Raw genomic sequence first — 21,813 nt, forward strand, 5'->3', positions numbered from 1 at the left:
TTGTATCGAATCATACCTCTTCCACATCTCGAAGGATACTTGTCGAAGGATACTTGCGCAAGGCAGACATCCACATATGGTGCGTGGATCACGCACGGACATCGAGTTCCGTCATCATACCCGTCGCCATATGCGCCATGTGGTGGCAATGCAGCATCCAGGGTGCGACCTCGCCGGCGTCGAAGGCGATGGTGACCGAGCCCATGGCGGGCACATGCACGGTGTCGCGCATCGCACCGGCGAAACGCTGCCCGTTCACGCCAACCACCTGGAAGACATGCCCGTGCAGGTGCATCGCATGGGCCATCATCGACATGTTGTGGAACATCATCTCGACCCGTTCGCCTGTGCGGACCTCGATGGGCGTGTGGCTGCCCCAGATCTGGCCATTGATCGTCCAGACATAGGGCATCATCGCGCCACCCAGCATGACCATGTGCGAGCGGTCAACCGGGCGATCATGCAAGGGCGAGGCGGCACGAAGCGCCAGCTCCAGCGTCATGTCGCCCGAGAAGGCCGGGTGCGCGACCTCCGACAGCAGCGCGAGGCGCGGCACCTTGGCGCCCGGCGGGGAGAGGACGATTCCGGCACGCTGGCGCGCGCCCTCGCGCAACGCCAGGACCGGCCGCGCCACGCCATCCGTCGGCAGGGACAGTTCGATATCCAGCCGCTGGGCCATGGCGATGCCGAAGCGACGTCCCTCGATCGGCTGGACGGGGTGGCCATCAACGGCGATGAGACGCCCATCGACATCTCCGGTGTCGATCCAGAACACGGTCATCGAGCTGGCGTTGACGATACGCAACAAAACCCGGCCGCCATGCTCGACCTGCACGACATCAGGATCGGCGAGCGTCCGGTCATTGGCCAGATAGGCATCGAATTCGAAATCGTTGAGATCCATGGCCATGTCGGCCATCCCGGGCATGTTCCTCATCCGACCCATCATGTCGGCCATGTTCCTTCCCATACCGGGTATCGCGCCCATTGCGCCATGGTCCATGCCGCCCATGCCCGGCATCGCGTGGCCGCCCTCCTGCACCGTGCCATGGTCCATGGCCTTGCCATTGCTGATCGTCTCAAGCACCTCGGCGCCAGGCCGGAACGAAAGATCATGCAGGAACATCACAACCTCCTGCCGGTCGGCTGCCACATCCTCGGCGCTGCGCACGATCAGGGGTGCGGCGAGCAGATCGACCTCCTGCACCGGCACATGGGCGTGCATCCAGTAGGTGCCCGGATGCGGCGCATAGTCGAACGACCGGCTGGCGCCGGCGGCGATCATCGGATTGGTGTTCGACACGCCATCCTGAGCATTGGGCGGGATCTGCCCGTGCCAGTGGATGATGGTTTCGACATCGAGCTCGTTGGTCAGGTCCACGCGGAAGCGCTGGCCGGGGTCGAGCACCAGACCGGGCCGGCCCGAGGCGTTCAGGAGTCCCATCACGCTGGCAGCGCGACCGCCGATATCCAGCGTGCGGCGCGTGGCGCTGAGGGTCAGGACATCGCTCGCCGCGCGCACCGTCGCCGGGACAAGCGCGGGCAGGACGGCGAGACCGGCCATAAAGCGGCGACGGGTGGTGTGGGGCATCGCGGAGAGCTTTCGAAAGGGGTTGCGATTGTTGACGAGTTTCAGAGCTTCAGCCGCCGCAGCCTGAGGGCGTTGGCGATGACCGAGACGGAGGAGAGCGACATCGCCGCCGCTCCGATCATGGGCGAGAGGACGATGCCGAAGGCCGGATAGAGCACGCCGGCCGCGACCGGCACGCCGATGACGTTGTAGATGAATGCGAAGAACAGGTTCTGCTTGATATTTCGGACCGTCGCTACAGCGAGCTTGCGAGCGCGGACGATCCCGGTCAGGTCGCCGCCAAGGAGCGTAAGCCCGGCGCTCTCGACCGCAACATCCGCACCCGTGCCCATGGCGATGCCGACATCGGCCGCCGTCAACGCGGGGGCATCGTTCACCCCGTCGCCGGCCATCGCCACCTGCCGGCCTGCGGCGCGGAGTTCGTCGACCAGTGCCTTCTTGCCCTCGGGCAGAACACCCGCGCGCACCTCGTCGATGCCGAGCCTCGAAGCGACCGCCTCGGCGGTGCGCCGGTTGTCACCCGTGGCCATGATCACCCTCAGGCCCTGCGCGTGAAGGTCGCGGAGCGCATCAGCCGCCGATTCCTTGATCGGGTCGGCCACTGCGACCATGCCGGCAAGCGCCCCGTCCACGGCGACGAACATCGCCGTCTTGCCCTCGGCGCGCAGCGCATCGGCGGCCGCTTCGGCGGAGGCCGTGTCCAGTCCGAGCGTCTCCATCATCGCCGCATTGCCGAGCGCCACGGCCTGTGTGCCCACCCTGCCCTGCACGCCCTTGCCGGTGACAGCCTCGAAATGGGCCACGGTGCCAGGCCGGGCGTCACGCGCCTCAGCGCCCGCGACGATAGCCTCGGCCAAAGGATGCTCCGATCCGCGTTCAAGCGATGCGGCGAGCCGCAGCACACCGTCTTCCGGCAACGATCCCAGCGCGACCACATCGGTCAGCTTCGGCCTGCCCTCGGTCAGCGTGCCGGTCTTGTCCACGATCAGCGTGTCCACCGCCGCCATGCGTTCCAGCGCCTCGGCATCCTTGACCAGAACGCTTGCCTGCGCACCGCGCCCCGCTGCCGTGGTAATCGAGATCGGCGTGGCGAGCCCCAGCGCGCAGGGGCAGGCGATGATCAGCACCGATACCGCCGACGCCATGGCAAAGACGAAGGCCGGGTTCGGCCCGAAGAGCAGCCAGGCGAGGAAAGCAAGCACAGCCACGCCCACCACCGTCGGCACGAAGATCGCCGATACCCGGTCGGCCAGCCCCTGGATCGGCGCCTTCGAGCGCCGGGCGCCGGCGACCATCTCGACAATCTGCGACAGCACGGTATCGGAACCGACGGCCGTGGCGCGAATGGCCATCGTGCCGTTCTTGTTGATGGTACCACCGGTCACCCTGTCGCCTTTCGCCTTTTCGACGGGCACCGGCTCACCTGTGATCATGCTCTCGTCAACCGAGGAACGCCCCTCGACCACCTCGGCATCGACCGGCACGGCATCGCCCGGCCGCACGCGCAGAAGATCGCCCGACACGACATTGTCCAGCGGCGCGTCGTATTCCGAGCCGTCCGGCAGGATGCGCCGCGCGGTCTTGGGTGCCAGATCCATCAGGGCGCGGATCGCGTCGCCCGTCCGTTCGCGGGCGCGCAGTTCCAGAACCTGCCCGACGAAGATCAGGGCGACGATGACGACCGAGGCCTCGTAATAGGTGCCGACCGCGCCGTCCGTGCGGTATTCGGCCGGAAAGATGCCCGGCAGGAAGGTTGCGACCAGAGAATACAGGTAGGCTGCCCCGACACCGAGCGAGATCAGCGTCCACATGTTGGGTGAACGGTTGCGAAAGGAGTCGAGCCCCCGTTCGAAGAACGGCCATGCCGCCCAGAGCACGATGGGCGTGGCCAGCAGGAACTCGATCCAGACCGAGGCGCGATGGCCGATCCAGTCGCGCACCGGAAGGCCGACCATGCCTCCCATCGTCAGGATCACCAGCGGAACGGCCGCCGCGATGCCGATCCACATCCGCCTGGTGAAGTCGGTCAGCTCATGGCTCGGCTCGTCGGTGGGAATCATCGGCTCCAGGGCCATGCCGCAGATCGGGCAGGCCCCCGGCTCGTCGCGGACGATCTCGGGATGCATCGGGCAGGTCCACTGGGTGCCCTGCGACACGCGCTTGCCGGCCTTGGCCGCATTGCCGGAGGCGTAGAACCAGGGATCGGCCTCGAACTTCGTGACGCATTTGTCCGAGCAGAAGTAAAAGGTCTCGCCCCCATGCTCGCGGCTGCGCGCCTCGGGCCGGATGGCGACCTTCATGCCGCAGACCGGGTCCGTCGCCTTTGGGCCAGTTGCCCCGGATTCATGCGCGCCGTGGGCATGACCGGAATGATCGTGAGAATGCTCTGCCATGGCCTGTTCCTGCGCTTGATGGCAGAATACCTAAAGCTTCCCGTAACTGGAAGGTCAAGGGTCAGCTTCGGTTTCGGCTTGACCTTCCTTTTGCTGGAAGGTCTATGGTTGCCTGCGTGCAAACCACATCCGTCCAATCGAAGCGCGGGAACAACAAAAAGAGAAAGTCGCCGCATGGACCAGATCACGCGCCGTCAGTTCAACCGGACACTTGACTCAACCGGACACTTGGCGCCGCAGCCGCCATGACCGTGGTCGCCGGGACCGGTCGCGCCGGTGCGCCGGATTTGCTAACCAAATAGCTTTTTATTATGCGCCTGCATGAAGAGCAGCGCGGAGAGGTAGGCCATGCGCGGGCATTTGGTGGTGCATCGTGTTTTGCGGCGGAATCGGGCGAGATGATGACGGACGTTGGCGTTGAGGCTTTCGAGCCGTTGCGTGTGCATCTTGCCGGTGAAATGTGCGCCTTTCGGCAGCACGGCCGCGTAGGCGGCGAGATCGTCGGTGAAGGTGATCCGACCTTGAGCCTGGGGAAACGATTTGAGAAAGCCCTTCAGGTCGTCGGCGCTTCGTCCGCCCACATGAACGCCGAGGATGCATCTTGTGAGATAACACATCGATATCCACAGCCAGCATTCGTTTTTTTGGCATGAACGAAGTGCCACATCTCGTCGATCATCGCGATCTTCGGCGGCGGACCGGGCCTGCGCATCCGCTCGACCTCCTCGCCAAAAGCCCGGATCCATTTGAGAACCGCGACATTTGAAACACCCAGAACCCGCCCGATCGCGCGAAAGCCCATGCCCTCGAGATAGAGCTGCAACGCCCGACGCCTGATCCCGTCACCCATCCCGTGCCTCGTACTGCGCGTATATTTGCAGCCGCACGACTTGCACAACCAACGCTGAACCTCACCGATAAACCCCGCCTTCGTCCGGACCTCCGAACCACATTTCGGACAATGCATCATATTCCCCCGCTCAGCCACTCTACGCGAAATGTAGCAAAAAATCAGCCGGAAGGCTATAACGTTAGCAAAGCCGGTGCGCCAGAGGCTCCCGGCCGGCCATTGTCACACGACCGATCGGGCACGGCCGGTGCGCTTGGCCTCATAGAGCTTCGTATCGGCGATCTCCAGCAGTTCAGTCAGCCCCATGTGACCATCTTCGCTACTTGCCCCTCCGATGGAGATTGTCAGGTATCGCCCGGATCCCAGATGGGGGTGGGGAATCCGGAGATCGAAAACCGCGTCGATGAAACAATCGGCGGTCGATTTGAGATCGAGGATATCGCGGTGCGTCAACAGGACGACGAATTCCTCGCCGCCCACACGTCCAACGAAACCATGTCCCAGACGATCCAGCGTGGATGTCAGAGCCTCGCCGATGCGGATCAGGGCTTCATCGCCTTTCAGATGCCCTCGACTATCATTGTATTCCTTGAAATGATCCACATCGCAAAATAAAATCGTCATATGGGAGCCGTTCGTCTTCGCTTCCTCAATCAAGGTGGCGGCCCGGTCAAGTATTGTCCTGCGATTACAGACACCCGTCAACGGATCCGTCGATGCGAGTTGCTCCAGCATCCTGTTGGCTTCGAGCAGTTCATGGGAGCGCTCCCGCACCGCATTCCTGAGCTCCACCTGCGGCGCCTCCATCCGGCGGGACCACCAGAGGTGGCCTCGGACGAGAGATACAATGGTCAGGATCACGATAATGGCGGCGAACCACCATGTTTCATAGTATTTCGGAAGTATGCGCAGGTTGATCTGCCGCAGAACCGGGCCCCAGTAGTGATTGGGGTCCCTGCTTCGGAGCTGCAACACATAGTTGCCGGCAGGGAGGGACGGCAAGGACAGCGTTCCCCAGGGTATATCCAGGATCGACCAGTTCTTTTCCGCGCGACCCCGCTCGAATATCCGATATCCGATCTGGCCGTTCCAGTCCGGCAGATGTCCGAGAGCTGCAAGATGCAGTCGAATTTCCCCATCGGAAGAACCGATCAGGATCGTCTCCGCATTCCAGGCCGGTGCTGGCCGTCCGGCCGCATCAAGCAGCGCATGAAGGTGTTCCGATTCGATGTCGACGATACTGACATCCGATACCGTATCGGGGACTTTCTCCTCAATGCGGGAAGTATTCATGACAGTCAAACCGAACGGCCGGCCGATGAAGACTTCGTCGCCATGCACTTCGCAATTGGCGTAGGAGGATACTCCGCTACCCATCCCCGATGCCGATGAATAGGTCGCGACCTCGTTGCGGTCCGGATCGAATCGCCCGATGCCGATTGCCGGAATGCTGAATATGATTCCACCGCGACTGTCAGCCACGATACAATAGGAAGCCAGCCGCGAGATGGATGGCTGGACATTGACCCTCGAAAGTTTTCCAGTCTTCGCATCGATCCGGGCGATACCCATTGTCGTCGCGGCCCAGATATTGTTCGACTCGTCTATCGCGATGTCGCGTACATAATCACTGTTGAGCGATGACGGATCATCCTTGTCATGGCGATAGTGGAGGAAACTTCCATCGTTCCAGTCGATCGAGATCAGTCCTTTGTTCTGCATCCCGACAAGTACGCGATGACTGGCCTCGTCGATGACCATCGCATTCTGGATGGTTCCCGACAGCAGGTCTCCGCCGCCGGAAATCGCCTGGATCTTCCGGCTTTTCCCCGTGTCCGGATCGACCTCCAGGACGCCATCCAGGCTTGCCAGCCATATCTTGCGATTGGGCAGTTCGACAGCCATCGTCAGATTGTCCAGTTCGAAACCGGACGGAGGATCGGCTATCTTCAGGCGAACGGCTTCAAGGCTGTCGACATCCATCTTCCAGGCGCCCCTGCCCTCCACGGTAAGAAGCAGTCCGCGATCCCGCAGGGGCCGCGCCTGGATTATCATGCCGTTGTCGATATTCCCGACGTCAACCTTCCTGAATGACAGATCATCGACCTGAGCGACAAATAGAGTGCCTCCGCCATTCACGATCCATATTCGTCCATCCTCCGTGAAGGTGATTTTCGTGACAAGGCCCAGAGACTGCCCGTTCTCGTCATTTATGAAATTGCTGAATATCGATGCCGAAGCATTGTAGTAGAACAGGCTGGGATGCACCCCGCCGAACCAGACCGTGCCATTGGCCGACGGCTCGATGGCAAACATCAGCGTCCTGATCGGCACGGGAAAATTGCTGTCTTCCAGAGGCATCCTCCGGATGGAATGATCCCCGAGACGATATTCCCCGATCCCTTCGTCATCCGCGAACCAGAGCCTGCCGGGTTCGACTTCCTCGATATGCCAGACCGCACCCGACGGGATCCGGTGCGGTGGAACGGCATGATTGGTCAGACGGTCGAAATGGAAGTCATGACAATCCACCCGATCGACATCCTGCGCGCAATTGACCCGATACATTCCTCCCCATGTGCCAATCCACAACTGGTCCGTTGAATCGATCTGGACATACAGGATGCGCCTGTCGAAAGGCGGAATCAGTTTCCGGTCGTCGGCAATCGGTTCCCAGCTGTAGTCATCGGGATCGAAACGGTACAGTCCTCCCCAGGTTCCGACCCAGATCTTCCCGTCGCGATCCTCTTTCATCAACCACACGCGTGGATCGACCTCACCGGGGGCTCCTGACGGAATACGCTCGAAGTGCTGCCCATCCGCTTCGAGCCGGGCAATTCCGCCACCGAATGTCCCAACCCAAAGCTGTCCCTTGTGATCGACGAGCAAATCCTGAGGATTGTCGCTCGGCAGGGACGCCGGGTCGTCGGCAGCATGGCGGAAGGATCTGAACCGGTCGGTCAACGGGTCGTACAGTTGCAGTCCCGCTCCCCAGCCGCTGACCCAGATGCGGCCATCCTTGTCCTCGATGATCTTGTTGATGAAATTCGCACCCAGATCCCCCGGCCTGCCATCGGGCCGGTAGGCACGGAACCGCTTTCCGTCCAGCCGGGCGAGACCGCCATCGGTCCCGATCCAGATCCATCCACGGCTATCCTCGAAAATATCGTAAATGATACCCGATGGCAGTCCATCCTCCGTCGTCAATTGCTTGAAGAACGGATGGGCAACCCTGGAAGCCTTGGACTGGCCCGCAAGGCAGGTACCGACGGACAGATGGGCCAGCAGCATGCACTGCAACCATACCGGTATGAGACGAAACACGCCCCGAGCGAATGCAAACATGCTCAACAGTGAATTTGAGCGGTGCATCATTGTCGTTGCGGCCCAATATCACCAATCATCGAAAATCGGCCTGCCTTCCCCGATCCGCTTCCCGGCAAGAATGGAGGCCGCCCTCAACAGATGACTGTCTCCAGTTCTTGATCGTTGCATGCGATCCTCGCCGTCGACGTTATCATTTGCTCCCACGCGAGTATCATGGTCAAGAGAGTGTTCAAAGATGTTGTTCAACTCAATGGCGCGAAGAGTGCCTGTATGTCAGCTTCGTCGAGGCCAATCCCTCCCCCCTGCGCTCCCTCGAAAAGGCTGTCCGCAAGCGCCTGCTTCCTGACCTGAAGCTCGCGGATGGCGGCCTCGACCGAACCTTCGGCGATAAGCTTGTAGACGAAAACCGGCTTGTCCTGGCCTATCCGGTGGGTACGGTCCATGGCCTGCCGCTCGACGGCCGGATTCCACCAGGGGTCATAGATGATGACCGTGTCAGCGGCGGTCAGGTTGAGACCCACGCCACCGGCCTTCAGGCTGATCAGGAAGACCGGTACCTCACCCGACTGGAAGCGCTCGATCTGTTCTGCCCGCTTCTTCGTCTGGCCCGTCAACATGGCATAGTCGAGCTTGCGCGATTGCAGGTCTTTCTCGATCAATCGCAGCATTTCGACAAACTGGGAAAAAATGAGGACCTTGCGGCCTTCGAGGAGCAACTCGTCCAGCATTTCCAGCAGACGTTCCCGCTTGGCGCTCTCCTTGACCTTCCTGGCCACGTCAAGATTGACCAGCGCAGGGTCGCAGCACGCCTGCCGCATCTTCAAAAGCGCGTCGAGAACCGTTATCTGGGTGGCGTTCAGCCCCCGGCTGGCAATGGCTTCCCGCACGCGCTGATCCATGGCGACCCGCACGGATTCGTAAAGATCGCGTTGCTTGCCGTTGAGCGTGATGATCTCGTCGATCTCCGTCTTGGGTGGCAGGTCGGTGGCGACATCTTCCTTGGTGCGCCGCAGGAGAAACGGCCGGATGCGGGTTGCCAGTACCTGTTGTGCGGCTGCGTTGCCGCCCTGTTCGATCGGGGAACGGAAGGTCGACCGAAAGGTCTTGCGGTTCCCCAGAAGGCCGGGGACAACCCAGTCGTAGAGCGACCAGAGCTCTTCCAGGTTGTTTTCGATCGGGGTGCCGGTCAGCGCAAGGCGCTGGCATGCCTTGAGGTTGCGGATGAGCTTTGCCCCGGCACTGGCCGGATTCTTCACGGCCTGCGCCTCGTCGAGAATGACGAGTTCGTAGGGATGCTCGGCCAGGGCCTCGTGATCGCGATGCAGGAGCGGGTAGGTCGTGATGACCAGATGGTGTCCGGGAATGGACTCGAACTTCTGCCTGCGATCGGGACCATGCAGGACCAGCAGCTTGAGATCGGGAGCGAAGCGCGAGGCCTCCCTTGTCCAGTTGCTGATGAGGCTGGTCGGGATCACCAGCAGGCTCGGTCGGTCGACACTCTCCTCGATGTGGCGCTGGCAAAGCAGGGCCAGGGCCTGCACCGTCTTGCCGAGCCCCATGTCATCGGCCAGGACGCCGCCGAAGCCGGTCTCGCGAAGCGCGGAGAGCCAGCCATAGCCGACTTTCTGGTAGTGCCGGAGTTCGGCCTTCAGGCTCGGCGGCGGCTGGACCTCCTGCATGACCGTCAGCGCCTGAAGCTTGCGCCCGAGTTCAAGCAGGGCCTCGCCGCCCTGCCAGCGCACGCCCGAGCCCTCCAGCGCCTCGGCAAGGCCCTTTGCCTGCCCGGCCTCCCCCGGGTGGAATCCGTTCAGGAGCGTGTAGGCCCCGAGGCAGGCACGCACGAGCGATGCGAGTTGGCTCCCCTCGACGGGCGCCCGGCGGCCGTCGGGAAGTTCGAGGAACAGGACCATTTCTTCCAGCAGATCCTCCAGCACCACGCCTTCGGGCAGCTCGCCATGAGAATCGAGCGGCAAAATGCTGATGATCGAAAGGACCACCGGCAGCAGGTCCGCCTCCTGGTCGCCTGCGCTGGCGGTCAACGAGAAGGCGAACCAGTCGATGCGGTTCTGGTCGACGCCGGCCCGGAAGTTCAACGGCCCGTGATGGAAGCGATAGGGCCAGCTCTCCTCCACCACGATCCGCCACCCTTCGGCCTCAAGTGACGGCAGCATGTCCCGCGACAACTCGAACGCCAGATATTGAATCTCGGGCTCTGGTTGTTGTTCGCTGGCGACTTCCAGCATGAAATCGCGCGGGCGCGTCTGCTTGAGACTGTAGAGTTCACGCTCGATCTCGCCGATCTCGGTAATACCCAGGCTTTCGAGATTATCACCAAGTCGGGAAAGAACTGCCTGTTCGAATGTCCTGTCGCGCCGAATGGTGACCAGCTTGTCTTCAATCCGGTAATCGGGATCGTCGTCATTATGGAAACCGACCAGATGGCCATCGTAGTCGAAGCCCAGCCGCAGGACCGGAACGACGACAGGCTCCGGACCGCCGTATTGGTCCCGGTAATAGCTGTACAATCGAGGCAAACTGAGCCTTCCCTCCATGGCAAAGAGGCGCAGGACCGGTGTCGGGCGGACGTCGTCGCGAACGCTCAGTTCGATATGCCGGGGCAAGGGAGTCCTCGTTCCGAGCCGACCGAGCGCCTTGCCGATCTGCCGGGCCGCTTTGGGCGGCACCGGCGGCATCGTCACCAGCGCATGGGCAACCCGTGGCGGAGCCTCGCTCACGAGTTCGCCACAGCAACCGTCACGGGGATCGACGAACAATGGCGGGATCAGGGGCAGCACCCCGAGTTCGCGACCGTCGCTGTCGGTTGCCACGAGCTTCTGGGTGTTGTCATCGCGTTCCTGCCAGACGAAACGGATCCTGCGCGGCTCGCTCCATGTCAGGGCGGGATGCTGCAAGGTGAAGGCCCTGGCCCGCCCGGTGGCGATGATCTCCCTGACCAGCCGCGTCAGGCTGTCGTCGGGTATGTCGCTCGCCTGAATCCGCAGTCCCGTACCACTCCCCGACCCGCGGCGCTGGAGGTGCAGCAATCTTCCCAGAATGCCGATATCCGCCAAGTCGAGAAAGGCTGCGGTCGGAATATTGGAACCCAGCGAATAGCGCTGGGACTTCTTGCTCAACCCTCCGTCCTTGAGGATGCGCACGCGCATGAGTTCGATCTCCAGCGCGCCGGTGGGCGTCGGCCCGAGCAGGTAGAAGAGCTGTTCCGTTGCCGGTTTCTTCTCGGGCGGTTGCGACGGCACCGACAGCTCTCCCAGACGGGCGAGCCACCCTCCCAGATATCCCGTGACATCGGGATCGGCTGGTGCTCCGGTTGTCGCGACGGCTCCGGATGCGGGCTCGTTCAGCTTTGACAGCAGCGCGAGCATGACCGCCGCAACATGCTTGCAATTGGTCCCGACAGGGCAGGTACAGGCGCCGCGGATGCGCAGCAGGCCGCCATCCTTCCTCCACTCAAGCCGTATATCCTGCTTGTAGGAAGGTTGCCCGCTGCCGCGTACCGTGCCGGCGGCATGCCGGCGATCATCATCGAGATCGGCCGAGACCACCATGTGGCGCCGGAAATAGTCCGCGCCACGAGAGAAATCGGGTTCGCCGATGCATCGGCGCAGATCGTCGCGGGTCGTTGGCGAATGGGACATCGGGGCGGTCAGGCATATTGTTCGTGAAATGGCCGGGATGGAAGGTTCATAGCATCTGCTTCCGGTCACGGCGAGACCGCCTGCCCGAATGACCCGGTAGCACGAATGCGGGTTCCCCGTCGATCGCTCCGCATCGGCATCGAACTGCCGGTATGCAGCCTGCATGCCGGCGGCTAATGTGCCTTGATCGAGGAGGAGCGGATAATGGGTGGGTATTCTGTAGCGGTGGTCGGCGGCGGTATCGTCGGCGTGGCGACGGCCCTGACACTCCAGCTCGACGGCCACGCGGTACGCCTGTTCGATCCGCGCGAACCGGGGACCGCCACATCCTACGGCAATGCCGGCGGCATCGTCACCAACGGCTTCATTCCCAATGCCACGCCGGGCCTGTGGCGTCGCCTTCCGTCGATGTTGCTCGACCGGGACGGACCGTTCTCGCTCCGCCTGCGTCACCTTCCGCGCGCCCTTCCCTGGTTCAGTGCCTTTCTGGCCTGCAGCAGCGGGAAACGCTCGACGGCGATTGCAAGGGACATGGCGCCGCTTACCACGGCAGCGCTCGACGCCCACAGGGTTCTCGTGGAGAAGGCGAACGCCCAGTCCCATGTCCGGCCCGTGGGTTGGCTCAAGATCTACCGCGACCCGGCGACCGTGGCCGGAATGACGTTCGACCTCGGCCTGCTCGACCGCTTCGGCATGCGTTACGACATCCTCGGCGAAGACGAATTGCGCCAGCTCGAACCCGGCCTTTCCCGCGATTTCAAGGCCGCCCTGTTCTATCCGGACTCGGCCTTCGTCTCGACCCCGCTCGATCTGACCAGGGCCTATCTGCGCTGCTTCCTGGACCACGGCGGAAGCTGGATCCGCGAGAACGTCATCGATTTTGACGATGGCCCGGCCGGACCGCAGCAGCTTGTCACCGACAGCGGCCGGCACGGCTTCGACAGGCTGGTGATCTCGGCCGGTGCCTGGTCCGCACGGCTCACGCGAAAACTCGGGGTCCCGGTACCGCTCGACTGCGAGCGCGGCTACCACCTGCGCCTTGCATGGGATGGCGAAACACCGAAGCTCGGGCGTCCGGTGGTCGTCGGCGGACCGCAGTTCGTGCTCTGCCCGATGGCCAACGGCCTGCGCCTGACCGGCGGCGTCGAATTCGCCGGGATCGATGCCGTACCCGATTTCGCCCGCATCCGCCGCATGGTGCCCATCGCGCGCAAGGTTCTCCCGGGTCTTGGCGACGAAATTCTCGAGGAATGGATGGGCCATCGCCCCTCCCTGCCCGACTCCAAACCGGTCATCGGCCGCAGCACGATCCATGAACGGGTCTGGTTTGCCTTCGGCCACGGCCATACGGGATTGACTCTGTCGGCGATCACCGGCCGGATGGTTGCCGACGGGATTGCCGGCCGACAGGCGGGGATCCCCCTGGAACCCTTCCGCCCGGACCGGTTCAGGGGACCGCTGGCTCCGGCCGCCTGAGACGGGGAAAACAGCATCGGGGGAGGATTGTACATGCCGGATATCGTGATTGTCGGTGGAGGAATTTCGGGAACCTCGGCAGCTTTCGAACTTGCGCATGAGGGTCATGCGGTAACGCTGATCGAAGCCCGTGACCTGGCGGCCATGGCTTCGGGCTGGACCCTGGGCGGGGTCCGCCAGTCCGGCCGTCATCCCGCGGAGCTTCCGCTGGCCAGGGCAGCCGTGAAATTGTGGGAAACCATGGAGGAGCGGCTGGGTGTCCCTTCCGGCTACCGGCAGAAGGGCAATCTGCGCATCGCCCGCGACGAGGCCGAGGCCGGGGTCATCAAGGCCCTGGTCGAGGAACAGGGCAACCAGGGACTTGCCATCGAATGGCTGGATGATACGGCCGCCATTCGCGAGATCGCGCCTGCCGTGACAGGCAAAATCGTCGCCGCATCCTTCTGCGCCAGCGACGGACAGGCCGAGCCGTCCATGGCTGTGGCGGCTTTCGCGTCCGCCGCGCAGCGATACGGTGCGCGGATCAGGACAGGTACCCGCGCGGTCTCCTTGATGGTGGAAGGTGACCGTGTCCGCGGAGTCATGACGGACAAGGGGCCGGTGGAAGCCGATCGCGTTGTCGTGGCCGCCGGCGTTCACGCGCCGGAGTTGCTGCAGCCGCTCGGCCTGAACCTGCCGCTCGACCTGCGGCTGGTCTGTGCGCTCCAGAGCGAGCCCGTGGAACCGATGCTCGAACAGGTGCTGGGGGTCGCCAATGCCGATTGCGCGGGTCGCCAGCAGATGGATGGCCGCTTCCGGGTAACCTCCGGCATCGGCCCGTGGGGTGGCCGGCTCGATGGCTGGCGCGAGGAGGACCTGCACCCCCGCCCCGGCGACATCGCCGCCATCGCCGAACGGATCAGCGCGCTGATACCGCCTTTCGCGGAAATGCGCGTCGCCCGGATCTGGGGCGGCCTGATCGACATGACACCCGATGGCCTGCCCGTGCTCGATGTCGCGCAGGAGGTCGAAGGGCTCGTCATTGCCGCCGGCTTCTCGGGGCATGGCTTCTGCCTCGGTCCGGCCACCGGCGAAATCGTCGCCGACCTGGCGCTGGGACGGGAATGCCGCCATCCGATCGGGCCGTTCTCCTTGAAAAGGATGCACAATCTTGCGCCGGGAGGCGCGCCGCTCACGCTTCACGGGTGATCCGGCGTGCAGGTTCAGCGTTGCAATCCCCTTGCCGGATCGCAATACTCGCATCCATGAATTGGAAACTCAGGAGAGGAAGACATGCATACAAAAAAATTCCTCGGAGCCGTTGCCGCCGTTGCATTGCTGGCTTCGGCCGGAAGTGACGCATGGGCGGCCAAGACGACGCTCACCGTCGGCATGGCGTCCGCCGATGCCGGAAAGCTCGATCCGCACCTCACGGCCACCACACCGGACAAGGGCCTGCTGAACTGGATGTTCAACGGGCTGGTCCGCATTCAGCCGGGCCGGGCAAGTCCGGAGTTCATCGAACCGGACCTTGCCGAGAGCTGGGAGACGAGCGAGGACGGCCTGACATGGACATTCCACATCCGCAAGGGTGTGCAATGTCATCATGACTACGGCGAATTCACGGCGGAAGATGCCGCCTATTCGCTGCACCGTGCGGCCAACAAGGAAACGTCGAGCTTCTCCGCCGATTTCACGGCCATGGAGAGTGCGGAGGCAACGGACACCCATACCCTGGTCGTCACGTTCAAGGAGCACGTGCCGAGCGTGCTGGGCCTGCTCGCGAACTACCATGGCGGCAACATGGTCTGCAAGAAGGCCGCCGAGGAGGAAGGCGAGAACTTCATGAAGCGGCCGATCGGAACCGGTCCGTTCATGTTCGAGGAATACCAGCCGCAGCAATATGTGAAGCTGGTGGCCAACAAGGACTATTTCCGCGGGGAACCGCAGATCAAGGAAATCGTCTACCGCTACATCCCTTCCGATGCGAGCCGCGATCTGGCGTTCCAGTCGGGCGAGGTCGATCTGATCTACGGCAAGCAGGACCAGACCTGGGTCGACCGGATCAAGCAGATCGACGGGGCCGTGGTGGCCGCCATGGAGCCCGGCGAGCTTTCCAACATCAACCTCAACATCACGGTGAAGCCGCTTGACGACATCCGCGTGCGTCAGGCGATTGCCTATTCCGTTGATCGCGACGCCATGGTGGCCTTCCGCGGCGACGTGGTGACACGGCCGGCGGTGTCCGTGATCCCGTCGGGCTATCTGGGTACCGACGAGAATGCACCGCTCTACCCCTACGATCCGGACAAGGCCCGGGCGCTGCTGACCGAGGCCGGTTACCCCGATGGCCTCAGCATCAAGGCCATTCACACGACCCTGCCGGGCATGCTCACGACCATCGAGGCCATCCAGGCGCAACTGAAGAAGACGGGCATCGACTTGCAGATCGAGCCTGTCGAGCATGCGACCTTCCACGCACAGATCCGCGAGGACCTGTCGCCGGTGGTGCACTACTCGGCGGCACGTTTCCCCGTGGCCGACGTCTATCTGACCCAGTTCTTCGATTCCGCGGCAACGGTGGGAACGCCCACGGCCATCACCAACTTCTCGCACTGCAACGTCGCCGACGACGAGATCCGCGCGGCACGGGTCGAGACCGATCCCGACAAGCAGATAGCGCTGTGGAAGGAGGCGCAGGACAAGATCGTCAAGGCCGTCTGTGCCGTGCCGGTCTACGAGAACCTGCAGCTGTGGGCGTGGAAGGACGACCTCGACCTCGGCTACGAACTCAAGGGTTCGCTGAACCTGTCGCCGCCGATCACCGAGGCCACGCACTTCACCGACTGATGTCGCGGCCCTCCTGATCGGATTCCGTGCTGCTCCGTACAAGGGACGGGGCGGCACGGTTCCCCTGCAACCGTCGCGGTCCGGTTTGTTTTCATGACAGCCTTTATCATCAAGCGGTTATCGTCTGCCTTTGTCACCCTTTTCGCGGTGATGACGCTGGTGTTCGTGCTGGTGCGCATCGTTCCGGGCGATCCCGCACAGGTGGTCCTGGGCGACCAGGCGAGCAAGGAGGCCATCGAGGTCATGCGGACCCGCCTCGGCCTCGACCAGCCGATGTGGCAGCAATATGCCGACTTCATCGGCAACGCGCTCGTCGGCGACTGGGGCAATTCCATGGTCACCGGCCAGCCCGTGATCGGCGAGGTGCTCAAGGTGCTGCCATGGACCATCGAGCTCACCGTTGTATCGCTGGTGCTGGGTGCCGTCATCGGCATCCCGCTGGGGGTATGGGCCGCTGTCCGCCGCAACCGCTTCGTGGACTACGTCACCCGGGTGCTGTCCCTGCTGGGCCTGTCCTTCCCCGCCTTCGTGTCGGCGATCATGCTGCTGCTGTTCTTCGCCATCCAGCTGCACTGGTTCCCGGTGATCAGTTCGGGTGGCGATGGCAGCTTCGCCGACCGCCTGCGCAGCCTCGCCCTTCCGGCGATCAACCTGGGCCTCATCATGGCCGCCTACATCACCCGCGTGACGCGTTCGGCCATGCTGGAGGTGCTGGGCGAGGATTATGTGCGGACGGCAAGGGCCAAGGGCGTGCCGCAGGCGCCCGTGCTCTGGCGGCACGCGCTGCGCAATGCGCTCATCCCGGTGGTCACCGTGGTCGGTCTCTATCTGGGCATCCTCATCGGCAATTCGGTGCTGACCGAAGTCGTGTTCAACCGTCCCGGACTGGGCAAGCTCATCGTCGGCGCGCTGAACCAGCGTGACTACACCATGCTTCAGGGAATGATGGTCATCTACACCTTCGTCGTGGTGATCGTGAACCTCATCACCGATCTCACCTACGGGCTGATCGATCCTCGGGTGAAATTCAAATGAGCCAGCGCCGCCCCTCCGTCACGTCGAGCTTCGCCGCGGTCACGGCCTATGGCGCCCGCGCCACGATCAAGGCGTTCAACACCAACAAGACCTCATGGGTCGGTTTCGTCATCTTCATGGCCGTCGTGCTGATGGCCATATTCGCGCCGCTGCTGGCTCCGCACGATCCCCTCGAACAGGACCTTTTCTACCGCCTGAAGCCGCCCAACGAGACCTACTGGCTGGGCACCGACTATTACGGCCGCGACATCCTCTCGCGCCTGCTCTACGGCGCACGCATCTCGCTGGTCATCGGCCTGGTCGCCGTGCTCGCCGCCATGCTGATCGGCTCGGTCATCGGCATGGTCGCCGGCTACTACCGCGGCAAGACCGACCTGATCATCATGCAGGTCATGGACACGCTCTTGGCGTTTCCCTCGCTGATCCTCGGACTGATCATCGTCGCCATGCTGGGACCGTCGATCACCAACCTTGTGATCGCCATCGCCCTCACCGCCATACCGCCGTTCGCCCGCATCGCCCGGGCACCGACCATCAGCATGAAGGAACGCGAATTCGTCGAGGCCGCGCGATCGCTGGGCTTTTCCGATTTCCGCATCCTCATCCTGCATATCCTGCCCAACATCCTGCCCGAGATCCTGGTGATGGGTTCGCTGTGGCTGGCGACTGCCATTCGCGTGGAGGCATCGCTGGCCTTCATCGGCCTTGGCGTGCGCCCGCCGACAGCGACATGGGGCGGCATGATCCGCGAGGGTTTCGAGAACATCCTCGACTCCTACTGGCTGGCGCTGGCTCCCAGCGTCGCCATTCTCGTCATCGTCTTCGCCCTCAACCTCCTGGGTGATGGCCTGCGCGATGCCGTCGATCCCAAGCTTCGGAGCGGTGAATAGACGATGAGTGACACGGTCATTTCGCTGCGCAACCTCAAGACCTCGTTCCGGGTCGATGGCGTCTGGCGGCCGGCGGTCAACGATGTCAGCTTCGATGTCGCCAGAAACGAGACCGTCTCCGTCGTGGGAGAAAGCGGGTCGGGCAAGTCGGTCACCGCCCTGTCGATCATGCAGCTCATCCCCATGGCCAATGGCCGCATCGAGGGCGAGATCCGGTTCAAAGACCGCAACCTGCTGGAACTCGGCGAGACCGAGATGCGCAAGGTCCGCGGCAACGACATCTCGATGATCTTCCAGGAGCCGATGACCAGCCTCAACCCCGTGCTGACGGTGGGCTTCCAGGTGGCGGAGGCGCTGCGTTACCACCGTGGCATGGACAGGACCGAGGCGGACAGGGCGGCCCTCGAAATTCTCGATCAGGTACGCATTCCCAGCGCCAGAAGCCGGTTTCACGACTATCCCCATCTCTTCTCGGGAGGAATGCGCCAGCGGGTGATGATCGCCATGGCGCTTGCCTGCCGACCGGACCTGCTGATCGCCGACGAGCCGACCACGGCGCTGGATGTTACCATTCAGGCGCAAATCATCGAATTGATAAAGACGCTACAGCGCGAAATCGGCATGTCGGTCCTGTTCATCACCCACGACATGGGTGTGGTCGCGGAGATATCCGACAGGGTGATCGTGATGTATCACGGCGAGAAGGTCGAGGAAGGTCCCTCGGAGCAGATCTTCTCCAATCCGCAACATCGTTATACCCGCACCCTGCTGGCTGCCGTCCCGCGCCTGGGCTCGATGCAGGGTTTCAGCCGTCCGGTCAAATTCGCCGACATGGAAACGCCTGAACCTGCGGAAGAACCCGAACCCGAGGGATTGCGGAGTGCGGGCCCTCCCCTGCTTGAGGTGGCCGATCTGGTCACCCGCTTCGACATCACCGGCGGCGTCCTCAGCCGGCCGGTGGGACGCGTCCATGCCGTCGAGGGCGTGTCATTCACGCTTCATGCCGGCGAGACGCTGGCGCTCGTCGGCGAAAGCGGTTGCGGCAAGTCCACCACGGGCCGTAGCGTGCTGCGGCTGATCGAGCCCCGCTCCGGCGTCATACGCTTCGAGGGCGAGGATCTGCTCGGTGTCGACAGGGAGGCGCTCAAGCGCAAGCGCCGGCACATGCAGATGATCTTCCAGGATCCGTTCGCCAGCCTCAATCCGCGCAAGACGGTCGGATCGGCCATTGCCGAGCCGATGCTGGTCCATGGCGTGTGCGATCGCGAGGAGGCGGAGATCCGCGTCACCCGGCTGCTGGAACAGGTGGGACTGGACGCCAGCCATGCGCTGCGTTTTCCCCACGAGTTCTCCGGCGGCCAGCGGCAGCGGATCTGCATTGCCCGGGCGCTGGGTCTCTCTCCCCGGCTCATCGTCGCCGATGAATCGGTGTCGGCGCTGGACGTCTCCATCAAGGCGCAGGTCATCAACCTGATGCTCGACCTCCAGCGCGAACTGGGGCTGGCCTATCTGTTCATCAGCCATGACATCGCCGTGGTCGAGCGGGTCAGTCATCGGGTGGCAGTGATGTATCTGGGCGAAATCGTCGAGATCGGTCCGCGCGAGGCCATTTTCGAGCGTCCGGCCCATCCCTACACGAAAAAGCTCATGAGCGCGGTCCCCGTCCCTGATCCGGCCCGCCGCGGCATCCGCCGGGAAATCTCCAATGACGAAGTCCCGAGTCCCGTCCGCACGCTCGACTACCAGCCCCCTGCCCGCCCCATGATCGAGGTCGGGCCGGGTCATTTCATCCAGCAATTCGAGTAGGGCATCTCACCGCCGGATTGTCACGCCGATTGAGGATTCCGGCCGGACTCGTTACGCTGATGCGGTTCATCGAGTTCGAACCGGGTTCGAGGAAATTGCCGAAAGAGCCTCATAGACACGACGGGAATACCCTCCATAGGCGATGGTTGCCTATTGCCGTCATTCTTCTGCTCGTGTTGCAGAATGTCTCGTCGGCGGCAATGCCCGGTCGGATCGGCACTCCAGATGTGGATCGTGGGATTCCAGGACCCATCTGGATCTGCACGGCCGAGGGACTTGTTCCGCTCACCCCGAACCCGCCCGACCGTGACAACCGGGACCGCAGCGGCCACCAGGGTTGTCCCTGTTGCGTCCAGTCGACCTGCAACGGTGCCGGGCTGCTGCCTCCCCGGATCGACCAGTCCATCCGGCTGGCGGTCACGATGGCCGCCATGGTCGCGGTCCATCGATACCGCACGACCAGCCGGCGTGCTGTCGGCATTGCCCAGCCACGCGCTCCGCCATTTTCCGCCTTCGCTTGAATTTCCTCATTTCGACAGGACCAACGAAGGACGGGTCAATGAAGACAATCGTGCACGCAATCGCTGCTGGCCTGCTGCTGGCGGCAGCGACAACATTTCCGGTCAGGGCCCAGGAAGGCCCGGTGGCCACGGCAGGCGATCTGGCAATCAGTGCTCCATGGTCGCGCCAGACGGCGAAATCCGCCCGCAATGGTGCGGCATTCATGGCGATCACCAACAATGGCAGCGAGCCGGACCGCCTGGTGTCCGCGTCGAGCGATGTCGCCGGACGCGTCGAGTTGCACACTCACGCGATGGATAACGGTGTCATGAAAATGCGGCAGATCGAGGCGATCGACGTTCCCGCCGGGGAGACGGTGATGTTGCAGCCGGGTAGTCTGCACATCATGTTGATTGACCTCCATCAACCTCTGACGGAGGGGGAAAATTTCGAAATCGAACTGACCTTCGAGAAGGCTGGCAATGTGGAGACATCCGTCCCCGTGATGAGCGTGCGCTACATGCCCGACAGCCACACGGGCGGGGGCATGAAGCATGGCCACGGCATGAAGTCCGGCGGGAACTGACACTCCCCCGGATCACTCCGGCCGCTTGCGCTGCACGACAACACTCAGCAGCGCAAGCAGGCCGGAGCCGACCATCAGGAACACGGATACGGCGTTGAGTACCGGCGTGGAACCGACCTTGACCATGCGGTCATACATGGTGATCGTCAGGGGTGCTTCCGATCCGACCAGCATCAACGTCGTGTTGAAGTTCTCGAACGATACGAGAAAGGCGACAACGAAGGCCGAGAACAGGGCCGGGAACAGGAATGGCAGGGTAACGGTCGTCAGGACACGCAGGCGGCTGGCACCCAGGTTGAGGGCCGCTTCCTCAAGCGCCATGTCGAATTTCTGCAGGCGTGCGGAAATCACCAGCGAGGTAATGGTGGTGAGAAAGGAAAACTGTCCGAGGACGATCAGGGGGATGCCCGGTCGTAGCCACTGGGGGTTATACCCGGTCGCTTGATCGATGCCATTGGCGATCATGCTCGCAAAGACGAGAATCGATATACCGAGAATGACTCCGGGAATGACCAGCGGGATGACCATGAACACGTAGAGAATATTTTTGAATGGAAATGTTTTCCGTTCGAAGAGGAACGCATTGCAGGTCCCCGCCGCCACCGCCAGCGCCGAGACGATCGCGCCGATGAGCAGTGAGTTCTTCAATCCGCGCAATAATCTCTCGTCGTGGAACATGCCCAGCTTGGGTTCAGTGTCGTTGAAGAACCAATCCCAGGTGAAGCCTTGCCACGGAAGTGCAGGAAACAGCGAATCGTTGAACGCGAAAGCCCCCGCAGCAAGCAGTGGCGCGACGAGGTAGAGGAAGAAAATCACGATGTAGGCGCGATAGACCGCGGTCAGGAGCGGTGAGCGATTGGCCGTTGTCATCCG

At 62.8% G+C, this 21,813-nt stretch carries 14 protein-coding genes; 8 read left to right on the top strand and 6 right to left on the bottom strand.

The genetic code is table 11. The annotated features are described in order from the left end of the window. Nucleotides 1-88: 88 nt before the first annotated feature. The 5 genes from H6851_20515 to H6851_20535 form a co-directional block, all read right to left on the bottom strand. Complete coding sequence (locus H6851_20515; GenBank protein MCB9945989.1) at nt 89-1,591, bottom strand: multicopper oxidase domain-containing protein; 1,503 nt, start codon at nt 1,589-1,591, stop codon at nt 89-91. A 41-nt stretch (nt 1,592-1,632) separates the two neighbouring features. Continuing rightward, complete coding sequence (locus tag H6851_20520; protein ID MCB9945990.1) at nt 1,633-3,984, bottom strand: heavy metal translocating P-type ATPase; 2,352 nt, start codon at nt 3,982-3,984, stop codon at nt 1,633-1,635. 290 nt (nt 3,985-4,274) lie between these two features. Next, entirely contained in the window at nt 4,275-4,730 is a 456-nt protein-coding gene (locus H6851_20525) for an IS1 family transposase (GenBank protein MCB9945991.1), read from the bottom strand. A 326-nt stretch (nt 4,731-5,056) separates the two neighbouring features. Continuing rightward, nucleotides 5,057-8,125, bottom strand: a complete 3,069-nt coding sequence (locus tag H6851_20530) for a diguanylate cyclase (protein ID MCB9945992.1) — start codon at nt 8,123-8,125, stop codon at nt 5,057-5,059. A gap of 278 nt (nt 8,126-8,403) precedes the next feature. After that, nucleotides 8,404-11,817 carry a DEAD/DEAH box helicase family protein gene (locus H6851_20535; GenBank protein MCB9945993.1) on the bottom strand — a complete coding sequence of 1,138 codons (3,414 nt, stop codon included), beginning with the start codon at nt 11,815-11,817 and terminating at the stop codon, nt 8,404-8,406. 204 nt (nt 11,818-12,021) lie between these two features. Here H6851_20535 and H6851_20540 point away from each other — a divergent pair, with 204 nt between their 5' ends. The 8 genes from H6851_20540 to H6851_20575 all read left to right on the top strand — a co-directional run bounded on the left by H6851_20540 (nt 12,022) and on the right by H6851_20575 (nt 20,940). After that, the gene (locus H6851_20540) at nt 12,022-13,293 is read left to right on the top strand and encodes an FAD-binding oxidoreductase (GenBank protein ID MCB9945994.1); all 1,272 of its coding nucleotides are present in this window, start codon (nt 12,022-12,024) and stop codon (nt 13,291-13,293) included. A 33-nt stretch (nt 13,294-13,326) separates the two neighbouring features. Then, complete coding sequence (locus tag H6851_20545; GenBank protein MCB9945995.1) at nt 13,327-14,481, top strand: FAD-binding oxidoreductase; 1,155 nt, start codon at nt 13,327-13,329, stop codon at nt 14,479-14,481. Between the two features lie 84 nt (nt 14,482-14,565). After that, nucleotides 14,566-16,122 (top strand): polyamine ABC transporter substrate-binding protein, encoded by a 1,557-nt coding sequence (locus H6851_20550; protein ID MCB9945996.1) that lies wholly within the window; start codon nt 14,566-14,568, stop codon nt 16,120-16,122. A gap of 93 nt (nt 16,123-16,215) precedes the next feature. After that, nucleotides 16,216-17,157 (top strand): ABC transporter permease, encoded by a 942-nt coding sequence (locus H6851_20555; GenBank protein MCB9945997.1) that lies wholly within the window; start codon nt 16,216-16,218, stop codon nt 17,155-17,157. After that, nucleotides 17,154-18,047 (top strand): ABC transporter permease, encoded by an 894-nt coding sequence (locus H6851_20560; protein MCB9945998.1) that lies wholly within the window; start codon nt 17,154-17,156, stop codon nt 18,045-18,047. The genes H6851_20555 and H6851_20560 overlap by 4 nt, the downstream gene beginning before the upstream one ends. A 3-nt stretch (nt 18,048-18,050) precedes the next feature. After that, nucleotides 18,051-19,853, top strand: a complete 1,803-nt coding sequence (locus H6851_20565) for an ABC transporter ATP-binding protein (GenBank protein ID MCB9945999.1) — start codon at nt 18,051-18,053, stop codon at nt 19,851-19,853. 146 nt (nt 19,854-19,999) lie between these two features. After that, a complete protein-coding gene (locus H6851_20570; GenBank protein ID MCB9946000.1) occupies nt 20,000-20,374 on the top strand; it encodes a hypothetical protein in 375 nt (124 codons plus the stop codon). A 38-nt stretch (nt 20,375-20,412) separates the two neighbouring features. Further along, the gene (locus H6851_20575) at nt 20,413-20,940 is read left to right on the top strand and encodes a copper chaperone PCu(A)C (GenBank protein MCB9946001.1); all 528 of its coding nucleotides are present in this window, start codon (nt 20,413-20,415) and stop codon (nt 20,938-20,940) included. A gap of 12 nt (nt 20,941-20,952) precedes the next feature. Here H6851_20575 and H6851_20580 read toward each other — a convergent pair whose 3' ends face one another. Next, nucleotides 20,953-21,810, bottom strand: a complete 858-nt coding sequence (locus H6851_20580; protein ID MCB9946002.1) for an ABC transporter permease — start codon at nt 21,808-21,810, stop codon at nt 20,953-20,955. Between the last annotated feature and the right edge of the window lie 3 nt (nt 21,811-21,813).

The sequence above is a fragment of the Geminicoccaceae bacterium genome (assembly GCA_020638465.1).
Classification (GTDB): domain Bacteria; phylum Pseudomonadota; class Alphaproteobacteria; order Geminicoccales; family Geminicoccaceae; genus JAGREO01.

Bases quoted from the DNA above. Each gene is read 5' to 3' on its own strand.
- H6851_20515 (MCB9945989.1), bottom strand. From the start codon at position 1,591: ATGCCCCACACCACCCGTCGCCGCTTTATGGCCGGTCTCGCCGTCCTG.
- H6851_20520 (MCB9945990.1), bottom strand. From the start codon at position 3,984: ATGGCAGAGCATTCTCACGATCATTCCGGTCATGCCCACGGCGCGCAT.
- H6851_20525 (MCB9945991.1), bottom strand. From the start codon at position 4,730: ATGGATCCGGGCTTTTGGCGAGGAGGTCGAGCGGATGCGCAGGCCCGG.
- H6851_20530 (MCB9945992.1), bottom strand. From the start codon at position 8,125: ATGCTGCTGGCCCATCTGTCCGTCGGTACCTGCCTTGCGGGCCAGTCC.
- H6851_20535 (MCB9945993.1), bottom strand. From the start codon at position 11,817: ATGTCCCATTCGCCAACGACCCGCGACGATCTGCGCCGATGCATCGGC.
- H6851_20540 (MCB9945994.1), top strand. From the start codon at position 12,022: ATGGGTGGGTATTCTGTAGCGGTGGTCGGCGGCGGTATCGTCGGCGTG.
- H6851_20545 (MCB9945995.1), top strand. From the start codon at position 13,327: ATGCCGGATATCGTGATTGTCGGTGGAGGAATTTCGGGAACCTCGGCA.
- H6851_20550 (MCB9945996.1), top strand. From the start codon at position 14,566: ATGCATACAAAAAAATTCCTCGGAGCCGTTGCCGCCGTTGCATTGCTG.
- H6851_20555 (MCB9945997.1), top strand. From the start codon at position 16,216: ATGACAGCCTTTATCATCAAGCGGTTATCGTCTGCCTTTGTCACCCTT.
- H6851_20560 (MCB9945998.1), top strand. From the start codon at position 17,154: ATGAGCCAGCGCCGCCCCTCCGTCACGTCGAGCTTCGCCGCGGTCACG.
- H6851_20565 (MCB9945999.1), top strand. From the start codon at position 18,051: ATGAGTGACACGGTCATTTCGCTGCGCAACCTCAAGACCTCGTTCCGG.
- H6851_20575 (MCB9946001.1), top strand. From the start codon at position 20,413: ATGAAGACAATCGTGCACGCAATCGCTGCTGGCCTGCTGCTGGCGGCA.
- H6851_20580 (MCB9946002.1), bottom strand. From the start codon at position 21,810: ATGACAACGGCCAATCGCTCACCGCTCCTGACCGCGGTCTATCGCGCC.